Raw genomic sequence first — 21,126 nt, 5'->3', positions numbered from 1 at the left:
ATTAAAAATAAAATCTTTAGAATAAATTCTACAGTGTCTAACATAATCAAAACTCCCCTTTACTCAATGGATTTAATATTATCATTTCCATATAAATTATATTTAATAAATTAATACCAAAATTGCTATATTAAGTTTATACATAAATGCATATAAGTTAGATTATAATATTATTTTATATAAAAATAAATAGCAACTTATAATAATGATTATAAATGTATATTATTTATTACTAATGATTAAAATATAAATATGATAATTTGAAAGGAGACATAGCATGTGCTTATATAATTATAACAATAAATTTCAAACTAATACTATTTTAAATAACCAAGAATACGAGTTGCTTAGTCAAATTTATCAATCTATAGAATCTAATGATAATGAAAGAGTAAAGCAACTTACTAATCAATTAATATCAATACAATCATCAAAAGAAAGTATAGATACTCTTCAAGAGGCTATGGATTCTTTAAAATAACATATAACTAATAAAAAAGCTTCATAATTTAATTATGGAAGCTTTTTTATTAGTTATAAATTAATCTATAAATGTATTTTAATATTAATCCTCTAATCAATTTTTTTCTTAATTAGCAAGTTATTAAATATATTAAAATTTGTTATTAATTTATAATATTTAGGTCCAAGCTTGCATATTAATTAAATATATGTATTTTGGGAGTGATATTATGAATTTAAGATTTACAAATTGGTATACTCAAGCCTTAGGAGCTGCTTTAGGTATGATTGCTTGTATATACTCTTATTTAAATGGTTATATGGCGACATACAGTAATATGGATACTTATTTTGATAGTCTAGGCTTCAGTGGAATTATTTCTAGTTATTTTTTATTACCTTTATGCATACTAACCTTACTATTGGCACTTATTAAATCTTATACATCAGATAAGAGCTTTTTAAATGTATCACTTGAGAACTTTAACACTGGAATTATTATTTCAACAGTTATAATAGGCTTTATGGGTGCTAGAATATATTTTACTATTCCTGCTATATTTATATTATTTAATTTAATCAATAATATAAATACAAATGATATAACAATAAAAGAAAATAAGAATGTAGAGTATAAAGAAGTAAAAGAAGAGTTCATAAAAGAATCTAAAGAGATTATGAATTTAGAAACGGAAGCTTTTGTTAATGAAAATACTGTGATATTTAAACGTATTAATGAACTAAGTTTAGAAGTTGAGGATAAGTGTGTTGATATAGAAATAAAAGAAAATCTTGACGAAAAAGAACTTAAAATCTTAGCTACAAAGTTAGAAATGGCTAAAGAACTTTTGTCTAAAGATGCCAAAAGAGATTTTATAATAGAACTTACTGGATTAACATTGAAAGAATTAGAAACTTTAGAAGAACAATTCAGAAAATAAGTTGAAATTTATCCCTTTTAAATCTATAATTATCTGAAAGATGCTAAATATAAAGGTTAAATGGTCACTAATATAAATATAGAACTCAACTTTGATCATCATTTAAACGAATACTTCTAATACAAGTTAATTACGTTGCTTTATATTGACTACAAAAAGTGTTGATAAATTTATCAGCGCTTTTTTTATATTTATAAATGAGATGATTTCAGAGTTAATTTCGTAAATTGATAAACAAATTTAGTTTTCCATATATAAACTAAAGGTAATAGAATTGGGACAACTCAGTTAGGCAAAAATTATTTACAAAATTATTTTTTATGATATAATATTAGTACCAGGTAATAATACGAGGGGGTAATGCAAATGAAAATAAGTGAAATAAAAGAATTATTAAAGGTTATAGATCAAACTAATTTAGAATATGTAAAGCTAGAAAATAGCGAATTAAAATTAGAAGTTTCAAAAAAAATTAATCCTATAAATGCTATACCTACAAATAACAATGAAATCGCAGATTACTCAAATGAAGTTATAATAAATGAAGCTCATGATTGTGCAACGGAAATGGAAATAGACAATTTATCTATAATAGTTGCTCCTTTAATGGGAACTTTCTATTCTTCACCAAGTCCTAGTGAAAGTAATTTTGTTAAAGTAGGAGATATAGTAAATGAAGGGGATACTTTATGTATTCTTGAAGCTATGAAGCTTATGAATGAAATAACAAGCGACATATCTGGTGAAATAGTAGAAGTGTTAGTTAAAAATGAAGAATTAGTGGAGTATAACCAACCTCTATTTAAAATAAAACCATTATAGGTAGGAGGTCTTTGATATGATTAAAAAGATACTAGTTGCAAATAGAGGAGATATAGCTGTTAGGATAATTAGAACTTGTAAAGAATTAGACATACAGACTGTAGCTATATACTCAGATATTGATAAGGAATGTTTTCATAGATATTTGGCAGATGAGTCTATATGTATAGGCCCAAATAACATAAGTAAAAGTTACAACAATATAGACAATATAATATACCTAGCTCTTAAACTTGAATGTGATGCTATACATCCTGGATTTGGTTTTTTATCAGAAAATGCGGAGTTTGCTAAAAAGTGTGAGGAAAACGGAATTATACTTATCGGTCCTAAAATGGAACAAATGATTTTAATGGGTGATAAATCTCGTGCTCGTGAAACTATGATGAAATTAAACATTCCTGTTGTTCCAGGGTCTGAGGGTGTATTAAAAAATAAAGAAGAAGCTTTATGCCTTGCAAATAAAATTGGATACCCTGTTATTATAAAAGCCTCTAACGGTGGTGGTGGAAAGGGTATGAGAATTGTTACTTGTGAAAAAGAGCTTTTCCCAAGTTTTGATATAGCTAGTGCAGAAGCTTTATCAGCATTTGGAAGTGATGATTTATATATGGAAAAATTCATAAAAAATCCTAGACATATAGAAGTTCAAGTATTTGGAGACACTTTTGGAAATGCAGTTCACTTAGGTGGAAGAGATTGTTCTATGCAAAGACGTAACCAAAAGGTTCTAGAAGAATCTCTTAGTACCTACTTAGATGATAATGAGAAGAACCACTTATACAAAATTGCTGTTGATATAGTAAAAGGAATAGAATATTTAGGTGCTGGTACTGTAGAGTTTATAGTAGATAGTGAGAAAAACTTCTATTTTATAGAAATGAACACAAGAATACAGGTAGAACATCCTGTTACAGAAATGATTACAGGAGTAGACCTTATTAAACTCCAAATTTTAATTGCAAATAAAGAAGCTATACCTTTTAAACAAGAAGACATTGCATTTAAAGGTCATGCAATTGAATGTAGAATAAATGCTGAAAATCCATCTAATGATTTTAAACCTTGCCCTGGTAAAATAACATCAATAAATATTCCAGGAGGCTTTGGAGTTAGGTTTGATACATTTATATATACAGGATACACAATTCCTCCTATTTATGATTCTATGATAGGGAAGCTTATTTGTTGGGCTGAGGATAGAGAACAATGTATCAAGAAAATAAATAGAGCTTTAGATGAAATTATGGTAGAAGGAATAGATACAAATATAGAATTCCAAAAGTTACTTATTACTAGTGATGTGTTTGCTAAAGACCTTCACCATACTAAGTTTATAGAAAATGAATTTATGATAGAAGCAGCAAGCACAGTATGTAAAGGGGAGTAAATAATTATGATAAAAAAGTTTTTGTCATCAACTGATTCGTCTACTCGTCGTTCAAAGGAGAGTAAATACATAACAGTTCCATTGAATAATAAGTTTAAGGAAAATAGCGTAGACGATAGATTTTGGATTTATTGTAAAGGATGCAATGACCATGTATTTAAAAAAGATATAGAAGATAATTTAAATATTTGCCCTAAATGCTTAACTCATTATAAGTTTAAAGCTAGAGATAGAATAAGTTTATTAGCAGATAAAGGAAGTTTTAAGGAGTTTGAATTTGATTTAGATATTCAAGACCCTTTAAATTTTCCTAAGTATATAGATAAGGTAAATTCATATAAAGAAAAAACTAATGAATCTGAAGCTGTTATTTGTGGAGTTTGTAGTATAAATAACATTGAAAGTATTTTATGTGTAATGAACCCTGATTTTATGATGGGAAGCATGGGAAGTGTGGTTGGTGATAAAATTACCTACTCAATAGAATATGCAGCAGATAATAACTTGCCTGTAATTATTTGTACAGCATCTGGAGGTGCTAGAATGCAAGAAGGTATGATATCCCTTATGCAAATGGCTAAAACCTCTCAAGCACTTTCTAAGCTAGAAGAAAAGGCATTACCATATATATCTATACTAACAGATCCTACAACAGGAGGGGTTACTGCTAGTTTTGCTATGCTTGGCGACATTATTATATCAGAACCAAACACACTTATAGGTTTTGCAGGTCCTAGAGTAATAGAACAAACAATTAATCAAAAACTACCAGAAGGATTCCAGACTTCAGAGTTTTTACTTGAACATGGATTTATAGACTTGATTGTAAATAGAGTAGATATGAAAGATACAATCTCTAATATCTTGTCTCTACATTAAACTGTCTAAGTCTAAATAGATTAAAATAACTAATATGTTCATTACTGAATAAATTAAATTTAAATTGCCAACGAATAAATCATAATAGTTTATTCGTTGATTTTATATGTAGGTAAATTAAATTCTAAAATAAAGCTTTTGATTTAGTTTATTATTAGATAAGGAGGAAACACATTGCATACAATTGATACTAATATTCAAGAAAAAATAGAAAGACTAGAGGAAGATATAAATAAGCTTAAATTAATCTCTTCTTCTAATAAAATAGATTTAAGTGATAAAATTATAGACTTAGAAAAAAAATTAGATACTCTTAAAAGTGAAGCTTGCATAAAACTATCTCCATATGAAAAAGTATGTTTAAGTAGAGATATTAAAAGACCTACGGCTAAAGACTACATAGATAAAATTTGTTCAAATTTTATAGAACTTCATGGAGATAGACTTTACAAAGATGATCCATCTATCATAGGTGGAATAGGAAAAATCGATAAATTTAGTGTAACAATAATCGGTCATCAAAAAGGAAACGACGTACACGAAAATATAAAAAGAAATTTTGGAATGCCTCATCCAGAAGGTTATAGAAAAGCACTTAGACTAATGAAACAAGCAGAAAAGTTTAAAAGGCCTATAATAACCTTTATAGATACTCCAGGTGCATTTTGTGGTCTAGAAGCCGAAGAGCGCGGTCAAGGTGAAGCTATTGCTAGAAATCTACTTGAAATGAGTAAGTTATCAGTACCTATAATCTGTTTTGTTATAGGAGAAGGGGGAAGTGGAGGAGCTTTAGGAATTGGGGTAGGGAATGAAATCTGCATGCTAGAACACTCTATTTACTCTGTGATATCGCCAGAAGGTTTATCTAGTATTCTTTTTAAAGATTCATCTAAATCAAAAGAAGCTAGTGACGTCATGAAACTTACTAGCGAAGACTTATATGAATTAAAAATTATAGATAAGATCATAAAAGAGCCTTTTAAAGGTGCACAAAAAAACATTGAACCTGTTTCAAATGATATAAAATCATTCATCGTAAACAGACTAAATCACTATGAAAATCTTAGTGAAGCTGAAATAATTTCTCATAGATATAATAAGTTTAGAGAAATTGGAAGATGTTTATAATAATAAAGAGTTTTAATATATAAATCCTTAAAGTATATTTGATTAAATGTACTTTAAGGATTTTTGTTATTTTAAATAGCATATTTTATAAAGCAAAGGGTTAATATAAATTTGAAATATAAATTTAGGAGGTTTCTTATGCAATTAAGAAGAGCGGCAGAAATAGTAAACTCAAAAACTAATGATAGTATAATCGTTTATTATGAAAATAAGCCAGTAACTATAGTTAGTGTTGATAACAACATAGGTACAGCATGTGTTAAAAGTGTTGATGGTAACAGACGATTTGAAGTTGACTTAGAACAAATAAGTGAACTAGAAAAATATCAATAGGAAAATATTTAAATAAGTTACAATATAAATATTAATTATACATAAAACGTATTTTATAATTATATTTAACATTTGATGCAGAAACATCTAAATCTAATTATTTACAAAGTTGCTAAAATTACTTAAATCCACATGCAAAATTGAGATAATTATTTCTAGATGTTTTTATTGTTAATAACCAAATCTGCATGCAGATTTCGTATAAATCAAAAAAGGGGATGTGTATATACATATAGCATATTATTTTACTAATATTTAACTAGTCTTTAAATGTATATTTTCGGAATAGTTATAGTAATGTGAATTCGAGAGTAATCTTAACTGAGTTTCTTATGATTAATTTCACTATTTTTGTTTTTTTATTAATTCAAATTTATTATGCCTTTTTACTGCAATTACTCACGTTTCTTATTTATAACTATCTAACTTATTTATAACTATCTATAGTTTAGATTTTAATCCTATATCTATCCATCTTAAGCTTTCTATTTGTATTGATCTATTCTTTACTCATCAATATCTGCATATACCTAAGCTTCTTTATATTTACTATATTCATTTTATACGTTTAGCTACATAATCATTTCTTTAGTCTATTTAATCTACTTACATTTTTATTTTAAATTTAAACTTTAAGCTTCTTACGATGTATAAATTATATATTAGGATTACAAGCTTTTCAAGTTGATTTATAATCAGTTTAAGGTGTTACTATATAGATTTAGCCTAAATTATATTAAAAATCTTAAACTTCTTTATATTTTTAAGGAATAGTTGAAAACAAAAAAATATTATGTTATTTTATAGTTATGTAATAAACAATTAGTTGGAGGTATATTTTGAGCGATACAAAAATTTTAAAGATTCATAATAAATCCGATAAACCAGATAACATCGTTATTCGTGATAACAACTTAATAGAAGAATGTCTAGGCATTGAAAAGAATCTTCCAAAGTTTATGAAAGATTACTTTATATACTTAAAAAGTTCTGTCTCTGTTTCTACTCGACTTGCCTATTTAAAAGATATACAGTTTTTTTGTTCTTATTTAATAGAAACTCAAGAACTAACTTGTGCTAGTGAACTTAATAAAATTACTTTAGATGAATTTAAATGTATTAAATCAAGAGATGTTAATTTATTTCTAGGTGATTATTGTACAAGATATTATAAGCAAAGTTACAATACTACTTTAGTATATGAAAACAGTAATCGTGCTTTGGCTAGAAAAAAATCATCTATCTCTACCCTATTTAAATTTATGTATAGGAATGAACAACTCGATAATAATATAACGGATGGATTTAACCCAATTAAGCTTCCTAAGCCTCAACCAGACGCGATAAAACGTCTTGAAATAGATGAAGTTGCTAAGATGTTAGATTCAGTTGAAAGTGGCTATGGTCTTACTGAAAAAGAAAAAGTTTATTGGAGAAAGACTAAGCTTCGTGACAAGGCTATTTTAGCTTTATTTGTTACCTATGGTCTTAGACTTAATGAGCTTCGAGAACTTAACATATCATCTTTTAACTTTTCTAGAGGTGAATTTAAGATTTATAGAAAAAGAGGTAAAGAAGTTTTAATGCCTATTAACCATACATGTGAGCTAGTTGTTAAAGATTATATGTATAATGAAAGACCTCAAAGTGAAATGCTAAGTGATGAGTATAAAGATGCTCTATTCTTATCTTTACAAAATAAACGTCTTAATCCTAAGGCTATAAGGCAATTGGTTAAAAAATATACTTCGATTTCAATGGAAACTTCAAGAGATAGTGGTTATAGTCCTCATAAATTACGTGCTACAGCTGCGACCTCTTTAATTCAAAATGGTTTCTCTATATATGATGTTCAAAATCTACTAGATCATGATAATGTAACTACTACTCAGCTTTATGCCGCTCATAAAAAGCATGTCAAACGCGATATAGTAAATAATTTTGAGTGGATAGATGATAATAGTGATTTGGGTGAATTAGAAACAATAGATATTTTACAACAAGATAACCAAGAAGATTTACAAAATAATTAATTTATTTGCTAAATTACACAAAATAACTTAATAAAAATATAAATTTAATTTTTTAGGAACGAACGTTTGTGAAAGTAGAATCATTGTGCTACAATGTAAGTATAAAATATTATTAATAAGGTATTTATCTACTCTTATTAAACTAAATTAAGTTTAGAAAGGAGAGATTTTATGTATTTAGATTTAAGTAGTAAACAAGTATTAATATTACAATTTATTAAAGAGCAAATTGTTTTAAAAGGATATCCACCATCAGTTAGAGAAACATGTACGGCAGTAGGTTTAAAATCTACGTCTACTGTTCATTCTCATTTAAATAAACTAGAGAAACAAGGTTACATAAGACGTGACCCAACTAAGCCTAGAGCTATAGAGGTTTTAGATTCAAATAGACTTGAAGATGTTTATGGTAATAGACAAGAAATACTTCAATTACCATTAGTTGGACAAATAACCGCTGGGGCACCAATTCTTGCTAGAGAAAACATTGAAGAATACATTCCACTACCTGCTAACTTAGTTAAGGGAACTAATAACTTTATATTAAAAGTTAAAGGTGATAGTATGATTAAGGCAGGAATCCTAAATGGAGATTACGTTATTGTAGATAAAAAGAATTCTGCATCAAATGCTGAAATCGTTGTAGCCCTTATACATAAGGAATATGCTACAGTAAAGAGATTTGAAAAAGATGAAGTTGAAGAAATAATAAGACTTAAGCCAGAAAATGATTTTATGGAACCAATAGTGCTAAACTCTAAAGATGTTGAGGTTATAGGTATCGTAACAGGTGTATTTAGAGTTTTATAAGCTTCTTAACGAATAGCTAAAATTTAATTAAAATAAAAAAGATATGGATTAATTCCGTATCTTTTTTATTTTATCTTTATTTTTTTATGCTAACTCTAAAGCTATTTCCATCATTTTTGTAAATGCAACTTGTCTATCATGAGCTGAACATTCTTCTCCTGTAAATGGACAATCTGATATTGTAAGGATTGCTAAAGCATTAACTCCTGCTCTTGATGCATTCATATAAAGTCCTGCCGCTTCCATTTCTACACAAAGAACACCCATCTTCTTCCACTTAGCTAAGTTATCAAGTCCTGCATCTGAATAAAATATATCATTTGAAAGTATATTTCCTACAGTAATCTTAGTTCCTTGTTCATTAGCTTTCTCTATAGCCTTTTGCATTAATTCATAGCTGGCTATTGGAGCGAACGTTCCAGGTAAGTTATATTGAGAAGCATAGTTTGAATCGGTACATGCTCCCATTCCTATTACAACATCATGTGGTTTTAAGTGTTCATTTATAGCACCTGCTGAACCGACTCTTATTAAGTTTTTAACTCCATAAAAATGTATTAGCTCAAATGAATATATTCCTATTGATGGTATACCCATTCCACTTCCTTGAACAGATATTCTTTTACCTTTATAGTATCCTGTATATCCAAACATTCCTCTTACTGTATTATATTGAACAACGTCTTCTAAATATGTCTCTGCTACAAACTTAGCTCTTAATGGATCTCCTGGTAATAATACTGTTTCGGATATGTCTCCTAATTTTGCATTATTATGTGCTGTTGGTGTACTCATTATGTTTCCTCCTCGGTTTTTTAATTGCTTTTATGTTAAGATAATAAAATTTTATATTTATAATATTTCCAATAAGATAAAATCTTAACAACCTTTTTAACTTATAACTAACTTTTTACTTCTTTGCTAGTATACTATAAATAAGGATATATTTTCTAGTCATTAAATTCAAATCTACTAATATCTACAATTATTACTTAAATCTATTGAAAAATCTTACTTTAGCTATCCATATTAATTTAAAATTAAAGTATTATGTGAATTATTTAGTGTTAACTTTTATATATTTTTATATATTTATTGATCTAAATTAATTTCATACTTCATCTCTACTCTTCTTGAAGCATCTCTATTTACACTTCCATCAGAATTTGTGATAAGCTCAGCTTCAGATCGTCCTATAGCTTCTATATCTTTTAAAACTTTATCTTTATACTTATAATCCCCTATTTCATTTCCAACAATAAACTCTACAACGCTAAAAGCTCTTCTTTGAGATAAATCTAGATTATATAAGTAACTTCCTACATTGTCCGTATGACCTTTTACTACTATTTTAGATATACTATCTCCATAATCCTTATAAATTGTCTCTACGTACTTAGGAATGAATATTTTAAGCATCTCTTTAGCTTCTGGTTTTAAAATTGAACTATCTACATCAAACATAGTTTGTTCTCCAAAAGTAACTTGACCTGTAGCCTCATCTAAACTTACTGGTAAGCCACTTGCTTCTAATGTTTGCTTAACTGACTGCTCTACATTTTTAGCTAAGTCTTTTTCAACAGAACCTGTAATAGATTCTGCACTAAATAGCATAAGCATAACAACCATTAAAACTGTAGATATCATATCTGTAAAGGTAGGCCAAAAGCTACTTTTCTCAAATTCTCTATTTACAGTTCTTCTGTATTTATTAATCATTTATATCATCTCCAAGTAAAGATTTTAATGATGTGCTCCCTAAACGATTTGTAGATTCTTTCTCTATGTCATCTTGGTTACTACTATATCTTCTTTTAGCTCTTACCATTTCTCTTGAGTCTCTTGATGATTTAACTACTTCTTTTTGAGATTGTGAAGCTCTTTCATACCTTGATACTTCATTATATCGTTCATAGCCTTCAACATCATATATTTCTTCTTCAGTCCTCCTGTGATAATTATCATCTTTTATAGATGCCATTGTCACAGATTCTTTATATATGTCTATGTAATCAAATATTAAATTAAGTTTTTGATCTATATCTTGAGATGATATTGCAATTACAGAAGCTAAATGTTTTACAGTTGCATCTAAGTTAATTTGTTCATCATTTAAATTTGCTTGAGTGTTAGTTATTTTCTCTTCATGATCTACTAGTTTGCCTAATAAGTCTTGGGCACTTCTTTCATATAAAGCAAAACTTGACGATAAATTTCTTAGGTAATCTCTTATCTTATATTGATTTTCAGTTGATTCAAATACGTTTTTAGATGTTTGTTTTATATCTATTAGTATTTCTTTATTTATATCTTCTTGGTTATCGTATTTATCAAATAACTTTGTAAACTTTATATTAAGTATATTAAACTGCTTATCTAACTTTCTTATACTTTGGTCAAAAGTCTTTATTGAATCCTGAGATCCAAGAAGTAAGTTTTTAAGAGCTTCTATTCCTCCTATAAATTCATCATTAAACTCATGTAAGTCTTTTGATATTTGGTCAAAGCGCTCTATTGATTCTATAGACTTACTTATTTGTTTTATAGTATCCTTTACATCTTCTATCTTAGAATCTATACTTTGTGATTTTTCATGTGTTACCTGTGCTGTAAGTAAGTTTTCACATTTTAACATTAGTTGAACTAAAGACTGTTCACAATCGTTATATCCAAGGAGTATATTTATTACTATAGAACACACTATTCCGCAAATACTTGTTATAAACGCTGTTTGCATTGAACTAATAGTAGCTGGAAGTGAGTTTATTATATCATTAGTGTTAATAGTTAAAAGCATTAATGAAAGGCCTACAAATGTTCCTAAAACGCCTAGTAAGATACATGTTGATGATGAGTTTTTTATTGATCTTATCTTTTCTAACATAGGTTTGTTTTTAAATGTAAAACCTGTGCATACCTCTTCTATAAAAGACGTTATACTTATTTCTGCATAAGAGTTCTCTATTAGGTATGTGTTGTATTTAATTTTTATGTTATTATACAATAAGCTTCTTTGATAATCTTCACTTAATCTTTTATAGTCTTCATTTATATGATTGTATAAACTTTTATTAGCTATTATATTTATTATTGAGTATCCAATTGTGATTATTAAGAAGCTAACTGTTATACCATTTATAATCAAACTATTCAATTTCATCTCCTCCTTATAGCCTCTATAGGCAATTTATTGGTATATTTAATGTATATGTACGGGCATTAACGATAATTCAAAAAAATAAAATAGCCTGAAATTTCAAGCTACTTTATAAACTATTTTACTAGCCTACATTTAAATATAATTATTGGTTTTATCTATGGACTTGCTAGATAACTTTTATCTTCAAGTTATTGTAGGGAGTATTTAATAGTGTTAATAAAGAGTATGATATAAAGAGGAAAATTGTTACTCCTAGTTAGAATTATTTAATTTAATTTTAAAACTTCATAGTGTTTCCATTAAGTAACTGTATAAATTTCGAACTTTAACGTACATTATCAACAAGCAATAAAATATAAACTCCGATTTTTCTGGCATTTTAACGAACTATGTATTGATTTTATTCTAAAAATATTCATATTTTTTTAATTGCTAAGATTTTTTACTTTTAATATATACATATCTTGTATTAAAAGTCCTTCCAAATAAATTCCATTGAAGCTTACTAACATCTCTTAAATGATTCTAATTGTGGGCATCATAACCATTATGACTGTGATTATAATTGTAGCTGTAACTACAACTATGACTATGACTGATAGTTTAAACTTAAGACCTCATATCTACTAAATAGAAATGAGGTCTTAAGTTTAATACTTATTTTACTCATATTTTTCTGTATAAACTCATAAACTTCATTAAATACTTCTTGAAAAATGTATTTGTAAATAAATTTTAGTTAGTTGGTGATATATTGAGATTATTAAGAACTTATAGAAAATCTATCAAGTTAGAGCTTCTCACAAGTATACTTTTAATATTGGCTACTGTGTCTGCTCTTTTTATGTACAACAGCCCTTTAAGAAATATATATAAGTATCTATTTGAAGATATTTATATCATTGGAGATTTTTCTCTACATATGTTTATAAATGATTTCTTAATGGCAATATTTTTTTTAGTTGCAGGACTTGAGATAAAACATGAAATACTTCATGGTAATCTATCTTCATTTAAAAAGGCATCATTTCCTGTTATTGCATCTTTAGGAGGGGTTATTGTTCCCGCTTTAATATTTATAGTTATTAATAAAAACACTCCTTTTTTAAGTGGTTTTTGTATTCCAATATCTACGGATATAGCTTTTGCAGTAGGAGTTTTTTTAATTTTTGCAAAAAAGCTTAACCCAGCTCTTAAAGTATTTTTACTTTCACTTGCAGTTGTAGATGATTTAATATCGATACTTGCAATAGGTGTTATTTACTCTATGGATGTTAATTTATTGTACTTAGGAATTGCATTTTCAATTGTACTATTACTTATTATAGCTAACAAAGTTTTTAAGGTTTCTAGTATTACATATTATTTATTATCGGGTCTTTTTTTATGGTATTTTATATATTTAAGTGGAGTTCATTGTACTATAAGTGGTATATTATTGGCTATAACTATCCCTACATTCCATTCAAAGGGCGTGAGTACTCTTGAAAGGCTTCAAAGGATTCTAGTCCCTTTTAATAGTTTAATCATTATACCGCTATTTGCATTTGCCAACACAGGCATATCTCTTATCTACAATATGGATATATCTAACACGAGCACTTTAGTTTATGGTATAGTTTTAGGACTTTGTATTGGTAAACCTTTAGGAATTATGTTTTTTAGCTTCATCAGTTGTAAGTTGAAAATCACTGAAAAACCAGTTAACATAAGTTGGATGGCTGTATTTATAGTTTCACTAATTGCTGGAATTGGATTTACAATGTCTATATTTGTATCTGAAATTGCATTTATACATAATATGAATCTTATTAATATTGCTAAAATGTCTATTTTATTGTCTGCTTGCATTTCAATAGTGTCTAGTATAGTAGTAATTAGCTTCTGTGATGCTACTTTAAAAATCAAAATACTAGATAGTGCTTCTATTACTAATAAGCACTATCTATCTTAAATACATATATCCCTAGAATGTAATCTATTGTTTATAGTACATTCTAGGGATATTTTAAATATCAGTAATTTATAAAATGTATTTATTTATAAACCATTAAGTTAGACCTTGATTAAGATATCTAACTATAATATACTTAAAAGTATTCGCTAACACGTAAAAATAAAGGAGATTAAAATGAGATTAAACAACTATATTAGCTCAACTGGGATATGCTCTAGAAGAGAAGCTGATAAGTTAATTCAGCAAAACAAAGTCTTGATAAATGGCAAAATTGCTCAAGTTGGTCAAACTGTAGAACCTGGGGATGTTGTGAAGGTTAATGGCAAAAAATTAGTTCAAAAGAAGAATGATGTATACATAGCCCTAAATAAACCAGTCGGTATTACATGTACAACGGAGCGTCATATAAAAGGTAATATTATTGATTATATAAATTATCCTGAACGTATATTTCCTGTTGGTAGATTAGATAAGCCTTCAGAAGGCTTAATAATTCTTACTAATGATGGCACTATTGTAAATCAGATATTAAGATCTGAAAATAATCATGAGAAAGAATATGTGGTAACTGTTAATAAAAACATTACTGAAGAGTTTATAGAAAATATGAGTAATGGCGTGCGTATATTTAATCCTGTTACTCATAAACATGTCGTTACTAATAAATGCAAAGTTACTAAGGTTAATAATCGTACCTTTAAAATAATCTTATCACAAGGGCTTAACAGGCAAATACGTAGAATGTGTGAGGCCTTTGGATATGAAGTTATGAAGCTTCAAAGAGTTAGAATAATGGATTTGACACTTAAAGGAATTGCTCCTGGGAAATGGAGAAAATTAACTCCTGCAGAAGTAGAAGGTCTTTTAAAATAGTTAGTACAAAACCCTAGGGAATTTACCCTAGGGTTTTTCTGTTAGCATTACTATAATTTACAAGTTAAAATATGCCGAGTTAGATGGTATAATATCTTTAGATATACAAAGGGGAAATTTTGTATAACACTACTATAATCCTGGGGAGACTTGAAATGAAAAATATTTTAATACATGAGAATTCTATGTGTCCTAAGTGCCAGAGCATAAATTATAAAACTTTAAAATCAGTCACTAATTCTACATATGAATATTGCAATGATTGTAATTATAATTTTGATAAAGCGCTTAAACAAATGGACTTTGATTCTATTTTAAAAGATATTAAAGAATATATCTTAGATAACAAAGATGAAAAATTAAAAATCGAAATAAAAAAAGATGATAAGAAGCTTAGTTTAATTATTAATGATACTAATTTAGCTTCTATAGACTTTTTACATAATATATTAAATGAAGATATCTATTTCTTAGAAAATACAATCCATGAATTAGTTGAAGATTTTTATAGTAACGGTATATTTAAAAGTGATATTATTATTTGTGCATAGTTAAGAATACCTCGTGTTTCATGAGGTATTCATTTCGATTTAATAAAATATATATTGAATACTTTAAAAATCATCTTATTTATCATATAATTAGATATATCTTATTATATAGGAAAGGATAAACATATGATAAATAAAACAGCTTTAATAACGGGTTCATCTCGTGGAATTGGTCGTGCGACCGCAAAGTTATTCGCTGAAAATGGATACAATGTACTGATAAATTATAATAAATCTGAAAAAGAGGCGACAGAACTTTATAATGAATTAAAATCTAAAGGCTACTCTGTAAGTATTTACAAAGCAGATGTATCTAATGTACATGAGGTTAATTCAATGATTAAGTTTTGCATCGGTAAGTTTGAACGTATTGATGTATTAATTAACAATGCAGGTATAGGTAAGGCTAAATTATTTACAGATATAACAAATGAAGAATGGCATGAGATGCTAAATGTTAATTTAAATAGTGTTTTCTATACAACTCAAATGGCACTTAAATATATGATCCCCGAACATAGTGGTAAAATAATAAATATTTCTTCTATATTTGGAGTGGTTGGTGGTTCTTATGAAGTTCATTACTCAACATCAAAAGCAGCTATAATAGGTATGACAAAGGCTCTTGCTAAAGAATTAGGACCTTCTAATATTCAAGTCAATTGTATAGCACCTGGTGCTATACAAACAGATATGCTAAGTAATGTAAGTGATGAAATATTAGAAGTCATTAAAAATGATACCCCTTTAATGAGACTTGGAACTCCTGAAGATATTGCAAATTGTGCGTTATTTTTAGCAAGTGATAATTCTAATTTTATAACAGGACAAGTAATAAGCCCAAATGGTGGATTTGTTATTACATAATATTAAAGCTCTGGATATATTAACCAGAGCTTATATTTATAGCTATTATTAAACTGAGTATACATCTGAAAATTCTACATTACATTTTTCAATTCTTAAGTGCTCGATATCTTTCTCTATGTGCTTGATCTCTCTTTCTTCTACTAATCTAATTGGAATTTCAAATATAAATTCTGAGCCTATCCCCAGTTTACTTTGAGCATATACTTTTCCTTCATGCATTTCTATTAATGATTTAACTAATGATAACCCTATTCCACTACCCTCAGACCTTTTGCTATATTGACTATCATCTTGTATATATCGTTCAAATATATATGGTAATTTTTGTTGGCTAATACCACTACCACTGTCTTTTATGGATACAATTATCTTAGAATCAATATTTTTCATATACACATTTATTTCTCCACCACAATCTGTATATTTAATTGCGTTGGATAGTAAATTAAGTACAATTCGTTCTATTTTATCTGGATCACATGCTAGTATTGTTTCTTCTACATTTGTATCAAATATAAGATTTATACCTTTTTCTTCCATATAGCTAGATACTGATAACGTTATCTCTTCTATTATATTTATAATATCATGATTACCTAATTGTAATTCGTAGTATCCTGTATCTATTCTAGTCATATCTATAAGGTTATTTGATAACCTCAATAGCCTATATGAATTTTGCTTTATGCATTTAGTATGCCTCTTTAAATCCATTTCATTTTTGGATACTATATTGTCTTCTACTATATTTCTTTCTAACAATTGCATAGTTCCAAGTATTATATTTAATGGTGTTTTAAATTCATGGGATATGTTTGCAAAAAACTCGTTTTTGATATTTTCTACACATGAGATTTCTTCTATGTTTTTTGAAATGATAAATATAGCTTCTTTGCCCTCAAAATTCTTTATGATTATATTGGTATTTAATAATACTTTTTCTTTATTTTTACTATAAAAAATTAGTTCAATGTCAGATTTTTTATCTATGCTTACATTTTTAATAAAATTGAAATCCTTATCAAATAATATAGTATTTATATTTATTTTGTTTAACTCATTATTTTTGTATTTTAATTTAGTCACTAATGTTTGGTTGCAAAATTCTACAACACCCTCTTTATTAATGACTAGTATATAGTCATTAATTGCATTTAAAATATCTATCATTAATATTATTCCCCCTAAAATATTACTCCCCCTAAAGCACTTACAATAAATTCTCTTTATATATTATTATAGCATGTTATTTTATCTAATTGGGTATAGAATGATAAATTTTATTAATAAGTCCTTTGTTTGTGTTAGTAAGTTTAAAAATTTTGTTGATAAGTTCAGTTTTTTGGTATATATTTTATTGATTTTTGTTAGTAAGTTTGTTTTTTCAACTTAATAATAAAGATATTGTTTTATATTTAGTATAATAGTTATTAACCATAATATAATTTTTTATAACCACTTTAAACAAAGCTATTCAAGCTAATTTACACAGGTAGCAGAAACCACTTTTATTTTAATTTATTTAAATCTTTTGAGTATTTACTCATTATATGGTAATATTAATAAATGAAAATTATAGAAAGACATAGGTGATTTAATGGACTTATTACAATTTACAAACCCAGAGTTATTTAAAAGTATATCTCTTGATCAAGAGACTTTAATATTAGAAAGTAAAGACTCTAAATATACATTTCATATAAATTTCAAAGATGAAATAAAAGGTGTAGATTTTTATGAGATAGCTATAGCTACACAAACTTCTTCTGGTTATATAAACAAATCTGGGACAGCTAGTATCATACAAAATTTTGTTTTAGATACACTTAATAATAAAAACACAAACCTTAATGATGAGGCTCCTAAGGTAGAAAATAAAAAAGCTACTCCTAAAAAGAAAGTTACAGCTAAATCTAATAGTGGAAGTAATAAATTTTATAAAAATATAAAAATATAATAAAAGTAAAATGAATGTACTTTGAAGTGCATTCATTTTATTTTTAAACTATACAGATATTATTTACTAAATCCAGCTTCTTTATTTGTCATTATTTTACTTGAAAAGCACATCGGACATGCTATTTCACTTTGTGTATAATCTATAATATAAATTTCTCCGCATACTGCACATCTAAATTTACATAATGTAGTTATTTTATCTTCAATAGTTATTTCATCAATGATTTTAATGACTTTTCCTTCAAGTAAAGCTACAGCGATATTTTTCCGAGCATTAGCTACCAACTTATTAAACTCATATATCGATATTTTCATTTTTTTAGCACATTTTTTATCATTCAATCCATCTACATCCATAAGTTTTATTGCTTCAATTTCCTGTAAAGTTATTTCGACCTCTTCTAATTTTATGTTTTTTGTTTCTTGTGGAATAAAACAATTTAAATCCATTTCAAATTCCTCCTAAACAGATTTCTCTGACTTATGATATATATTATGAATTGATTTTAAGAAGTGTTAAAAAGTGTATTATTACATATATAGTTCTTTGTACACCTCAAGAAACCCAGATGCTATTTTATCTACTTTCTCATCCCAATTTTTTCCTTTACCTTCGTCAGGACAATAGTTAACCTGTACATCATCTACTGATAACCCCCTATAATACATTCCACCATATGTAAGGTAATTCTTTGATAAATGTCTTGCTGTATGTAAAACTGATTCATCCTGATTTGCAAATAATCTACCTTCAGAATCATCACTGTAAACTTCATATCCAGTTAGATTATTATCTTCTACTGCTCTTCTTGATGTTGCAAACCCACTTTCAAGTGCTACTATAGAAGCCATTGTAAAAGCGTTAACTCCACATTCATTTTCTGCATCTACTAATGCATCTGATAAATGGGCCATAGTAGATGCACCTTCATAATGCATAAGTACAGCTTTTAATTCTTCTTTAGTTATACCACTAGGTAAGGTCATATCACTTCTACTATATGTTACATTTAACTTTCTTTGTTCTTCTAATTCTTCTTGTATACGCTTTTCTGTTTCTATCAATTTAGTTTTTTTGATATCTTCTTTATTAGAATTTTGTGTAATAATAACTTGTTTAGTTTTATCTGTAGTTTCACTAACACCTTTTATTGAGTTTAAATTTGAATTATACACTATGTTGCTTCTTGATGATGAATCAAATCCCAACATCATAGATGACAAGAATATTAAGCTAATCACTTTCTTACTCAATCTCATATTATTGGGCTCCTTGCTTTTAAAATCGTTATCTTAATAATATAATTCACCATTATATCTTATATTTCCTTTATACAATTTAATACGGTATTTTTAATAAAAGCAGTTTATGTTATAAAACATATCTTTTCGACTTTTATTTATATATATTTCTACTAGATATAATGATTTAATTTTAATTTCACCATTTACTGGTATCGTATTATGTTATTTATTCTTGTACATTTTTTCATTAAATTTATTTATATACAAAATATCCTGCTTAATATCTAATTAAATAATTAGTATATTAAGCAGGATATTTATTTTTTATCAAATGTACAATATTTTAGGTTTTGTTTTATCTATTAAATTGTTTCTTACATCTATTCAATTGTTCCTTACATTGAAATTTAAATATTCTAAGAATAAGCTTTAATATTTCATTTAATATAAGTACGGTAGATGCTAAAAGTATTATCTTTATCCACATATGAACTCCTAGTGAAACTGAATTAAAGAAGTTTTTAAATACTTGGGTAAATAATATTTGTACTATAGAAGTTATAAGTATCACTTGTATGGCTAATTTATTTTTAAAGAAATTAGGTATAGTGCTATTAAGACCGAACTCTCTACAATTTAATGCATTAAATAGGGCACAAAATGCAAATAGTGAAAATACTACGGTTGATTGTTCTTCATTAGAAGATCCTAATATATTAAATAAATATTGGCTATAAACTATTGTGATTATTAAAACTGCATTTATAATAATAGTTACTCCCATAGACCTAGCTATTATACCTGATTTTCTATTTATAGGTTTTTTGTTTAATACATACTCTCTGACAGGCTCTAGTCCTAATGCCAATGCAGGAGGTCCATCCATTATTATGTTAACCCATAATAACTGTATTGTTGTAAATGGCATTTCTTTTCCCATAATTTGTGATATTATAGCTATTGCAAATGCAACTATGTTTACAGTAAGCTGAAACTGTATAAATCTTTGGAAGTTTTCATATATACCTCGACCCCATTTTATACCATCAATTATGGTACTAAAACTATCATCTGTTAGTATTATATCTGCTGCATTTTTGGATACTTCAGTACCTGATATTCCCATTGCAATACCAACATCAGCTTTATTAAGAGCAGGAGCATCATTTATTCCATCACCAGTAACTGCTACGACTTCTCCATTTTTTTGAAGTGCTTGTACTATCCTCAGTTTTGTATCTGGTTTAGAACGAGCAACTATTGATATATCCTTTATTTCATCTCTTAACTCTTCATCAGTAAGTGTATCTATATATGTAGCTTCTACCGCTTTTTTTCCTTCATTTAATAAACCTATTTCTTCTCCTATTGCTTTTGCTGTGTTTATATTGTCACCAGTTAACATCTTTACATCTACACCAGCTTTATAGGCTATATCTATTGACTCCTTTACACCATCTCTAAGTGGATCTGTTATGCCAACAAATCCTCCAAAGACTAAAGTTTCTGATCTATCTAGAGTTCCTTCATGAGTCAATGCAACCTCCATATGATATCTACTTACTTTCTTATATGCAAATCCTAAAGTTCTCATAGATTTAATTTGAAGTTTTTTAATTTGATTTAATATGTCGCTTCTCATACTAGTTGTCATCGGTATTACTTTTGAACCTTGTTGCATATACATACAATTTTTTAATAAAACTTCTGGTG

At 27.3% G+C, this 21,126-nt stretch carries 21 protein-coding genes; 14 read left to right on the top strand and 7 right to left on the bottom strand.

Annotated elements, in window-relative coordinates:
• Positions 1-277 precede the first annotated feature (277 nt).
• The 9 genes from AC11VW_RS13020 (at position 278) to lexA (ending at position 8,798) form a co-directional block, all read left to right on the top strand.
• Positions 278-481, top strand: a complete 204-nt coding sequence (locus AC11VW_RS13020; RefSeq protein ID WP_484301856.1) for a hypothetical protein — start codon at positions 278-280, stop codon at positions 479-481.
• A 211-nt stretch (positions 482-692) separates the two neighbouring features.
• A complete protein-coding gene (locus AC11VW_RS13015; RefSeq protein ID WP_484301855.1) occupies positions 693-1,403 on the top strand; it encodes a nuclease/transposase family protein in 711 nt (236 codons plus the stop codon).
• 366 nt (positions 1,404-1,769) lie between these two features.
• Entirely contained in the window at positions 1,770-2,225 is a 456-nt protein-coding gene (gene accB / locus AC11VW_RS13010) for an acetyl-CoA carboxylase biotin carboxyl carrier protein (RefSeq protein WP_484301854.1), read from the top strand.
• 16 nt (positions 2,226-2,241) lie between these two features.
• Positions 2,242-3,615 (top strand): acetyl-CoA carboxylase biotin carboxylase subunit, encoded by a 1,374-nt coding sequence (gene accC / locus AC11VW_RS13005; RefSeq protein ID WP_484301853.1) that lies wholly within the window; start codon positions 2,242-2,244, stop codon positions 3,613-3,615.
• A 6-nt stretch (positions 3,616-3,621) separates the two neighbouring features.
• Positions 3,622-4,494, top strand: a complete 873-nt coding sequence (accD, locus tag AC11VW_RS13000) for an acetyl-CoA carboxylase, carboxyltransferase subunit beta (RefSeq protein ID WP_484301852.1) — start codon at positions 3,622-3,624, stop codon at positions 4,492-4,494.
• Positions 4,495-4,668: 174 nt separating this feature from the next.
• Positions 4,669-5,622, top strand: coding sequence for an acetyl-CoA carboxylase carboxyltransferase subunit alpha (locus AC11VW_RS12995; RefSeq protein WP_484301851.1), 954 nt, complete (start codon positions 4,669-4,671; stop codon positions 5,620-5,622).
• 138 nt (positions 5,623-5,760) lie between these two features.
• Positions 5,761-5,955, top strand: a complete 195-nt coding sequence (locus tag AC11VW_RS12990) for an H-type small acid-soluble spore protein (RefSeq protein ID WP_484301850.1) — start codon at positions 5,761-5,763, stop codon at positions 5,953-5,955.
• Between the two features lie 836 nt (positions 5,956-6,791).
• Positions 6,792-7,988 carry a tyrosine-type recombinase/integrase gene (locus AC11VW_RS12985; RefSeq protein ID WP_484301857.1) on the top strand — a complete coding sequence of 399 codons (1,197 nt, stop codon included), beginning with the start codon at positions 6,792-6,794 and terminating at the stop codon, positions 7,986-7,988.
• A gap of 171 nt (positions 7,989-8,159) precedes the next feature.
• The gene (lexA, locus tag AC11VW_RS12980; protein ID WP_484301849.1) at positions 8,160-8,798 is read left to right on the top strand and encodes a transcriptional repressor LexA; all 639 of its coding nucleotides are present in this window, start codon (positions 8,160-8,162) and stop codon (positions 8,796-8,798) included.
• 84 nt (positions 8,799-8,882) lie between these two features.
• Here lexA and deoD read toward each other — a convergent pair whose 3' ends face one another.
• The 3 genes from deoD to AC11VW_RS12965 all read right to left on the bottom strand — a co-directional run bounded on the left by deoD (position 8,883) and on the right by AC11VW_RS12965 (position 11,952).
• Positions 8,883-9,593, bottom strand: coding sequence for a purine-nucleoside phosphorylase (gene deoD / locus AC11VW_RS12975; RefSeq protein ID WP_484301848.1), 711 nt, complete (start codon positions 9,591-9,593; stop codon positions 8,883-8,885).
• Between the two features lie 297 nt (positions 9,594-9,890).
• Positions 9,891-10,517 carry an OmpA family protein gene (locus tag AC11VW_RS12970; RefSeq protein ID WP_484301847.1) on the bottom strand — a complete coding sequence of 209 codons (627 nt, stop codon included), beginning with the start codon at positions 10,515-10,517 and terminating at the stop codon, positions 9,891-9,893.
• The gene (locus tag AC11VW_RS12965) at positions 10,510-11,952 is read right to left on the bottom strand and encodes a MotA/TolQ/ExbB proton channel family protein (protein WP_484301846.1); all 1,443 of its coding nucleotides are present in this window, start codon (positions 11,950-11,952) and stop codon (positions 10,510-10,512) included. The genes AC11VW_RS12970 and AC11VW_RS12965 overlap by 8 nt, the downstream gene beginning before the upstream one ends.
• Positions 11,953-12,712: 760 nt before the next feature.
• Here AC11VW_RS12965 and nhaA point away from each other — a divergent pair.
• The 4 genes from nhaA to ymfI all read left to right on the top strand — a co-directional run bounded on the left by nhaA (position 12,713) and on the right by ymfI (position 16,206).
• Entirely contained in the window at positions 12,713-13,912 is a 1,200-nt protein-coding gene (gene nhaA / locus AC11VW_RS12960; protein ID WP_484301845.1) for a Na+/H+ antiporter NhaA, read from the top strand.
• A gap of 177 nt (positions 13,913-14,089) precedes the next feature.
• Positions 14,090-14,788: a 23S rRNA pseudouridine(2604) synthase RluF gene (gene rluF / locus AC11VW_RS12955; RefSeq protein WP_484301844.1), complete on the top strand. Its 699-nt coding sequence runs from the start codon at positions 14,090-14,092 to the stop codon at positions 14,786-14,788.
• Between the two features lie 155 nt (positions 14,789-14,943).
• Entirely contained in the window at positions 14,944-15,339 is a 396-nt protein-coding gene (locus AC11VW_RS12950; RefSeq protein WP_484301843.1) for a hypothetical protein, read from the top strand.
• Between the two features lie 126 nt (positions 15,340-15,465).
• Positions 15,466-16,206 (top strand): elongation factor P 5-aminopentanone reductase, encoded by a 741-nt coding sequence (gene ymfI / locus AC11VW_RS12945; RefSeq protein WP_484301842.1) that lies wholly within the window; start codon positions 15,466-15,468, stop codon positions 16,204-16,206.
• A 48-nt stretch (positions 16,207-16,254) separates the two neighbouring features.
• Here ymfI and AC11VW_RS12940 read toward each other — a convergent pair whose 3' ends face one another.
• Positions 16,255-17,379, bottom strand: coding sequence for a sensor histidine kinase (locus AC11VW_RS12940; RefSeq protein ID WP_484301841.1), 1,125 nt, complete (start codon positions 17,377-17,379; stop codon positions 16,255-16,257).
• A 427-nt stretch (positions 17,380-17,806) separates the two neighbouring features.
• Between AC11VW_RS12940 and AC11VW_RS12935 the strand changes: the two genes are divergently transcribed.
• Positions 17,807-18,166, top strand: coding sequence for a hypothetical protein (locus tag AC11VW_RS12935; protein ID WP_484301840.1), 360 nt, complete (start codon positions 17,807-17,809; stop codon positions 18,164-18,166).
• Between the two features lie 59 nt (positions 18,167-18,225).
• On the opposite strand, the gene AC11VW_RS12930 is transcribed toward AC11VW_RS12935, so the two are convergent.
• The 3 genes from AC11VW_RS12930 to AC11VW_RS12920 form a co-directional block, all read right to left on the bottom strand.
• Complete coding sequence (locus tag AC11VW_RS12930) at positions 18,226-18,618, bottom strand: DUF134 domain-containing protein (protein ID WP_484301839.1); 393 nt, start codon at positions 18,616-18,618, stop codon at positions 18,226-18,228.
• A gap of 81 nt (positions 18,619-18,699) precedes the next feature.
• Positions 18,700-19,428: a glucosaminidase domain-containing protein gene (locus AC11VW_RS12925; RefSeq protein ID WP_484301838.1), complete on the bottom strand. Its 729-nt coding sequence runs from the start codon at positions 19,426-19,428 to the stop codon at positions 18,700-18,702.
• Between the two features lie 340 nt (positions 19,429-19,768).
• Positions 19,769-21,126 (bottom strand): cation-translocating P-type ATPase (locus tag AC11VW_RS12920; protein ID WP_484301837.1); only part of this gene is annotated, 1,358 nt, incomplete at its 5' end.

This window comes from Romboutsia sp. (assembly GCF_056995035.1).
Note: the sequence above shows the minus strand (reverse complement) of the source record. Positions and strands in the feature narration are given on the sequence as shown.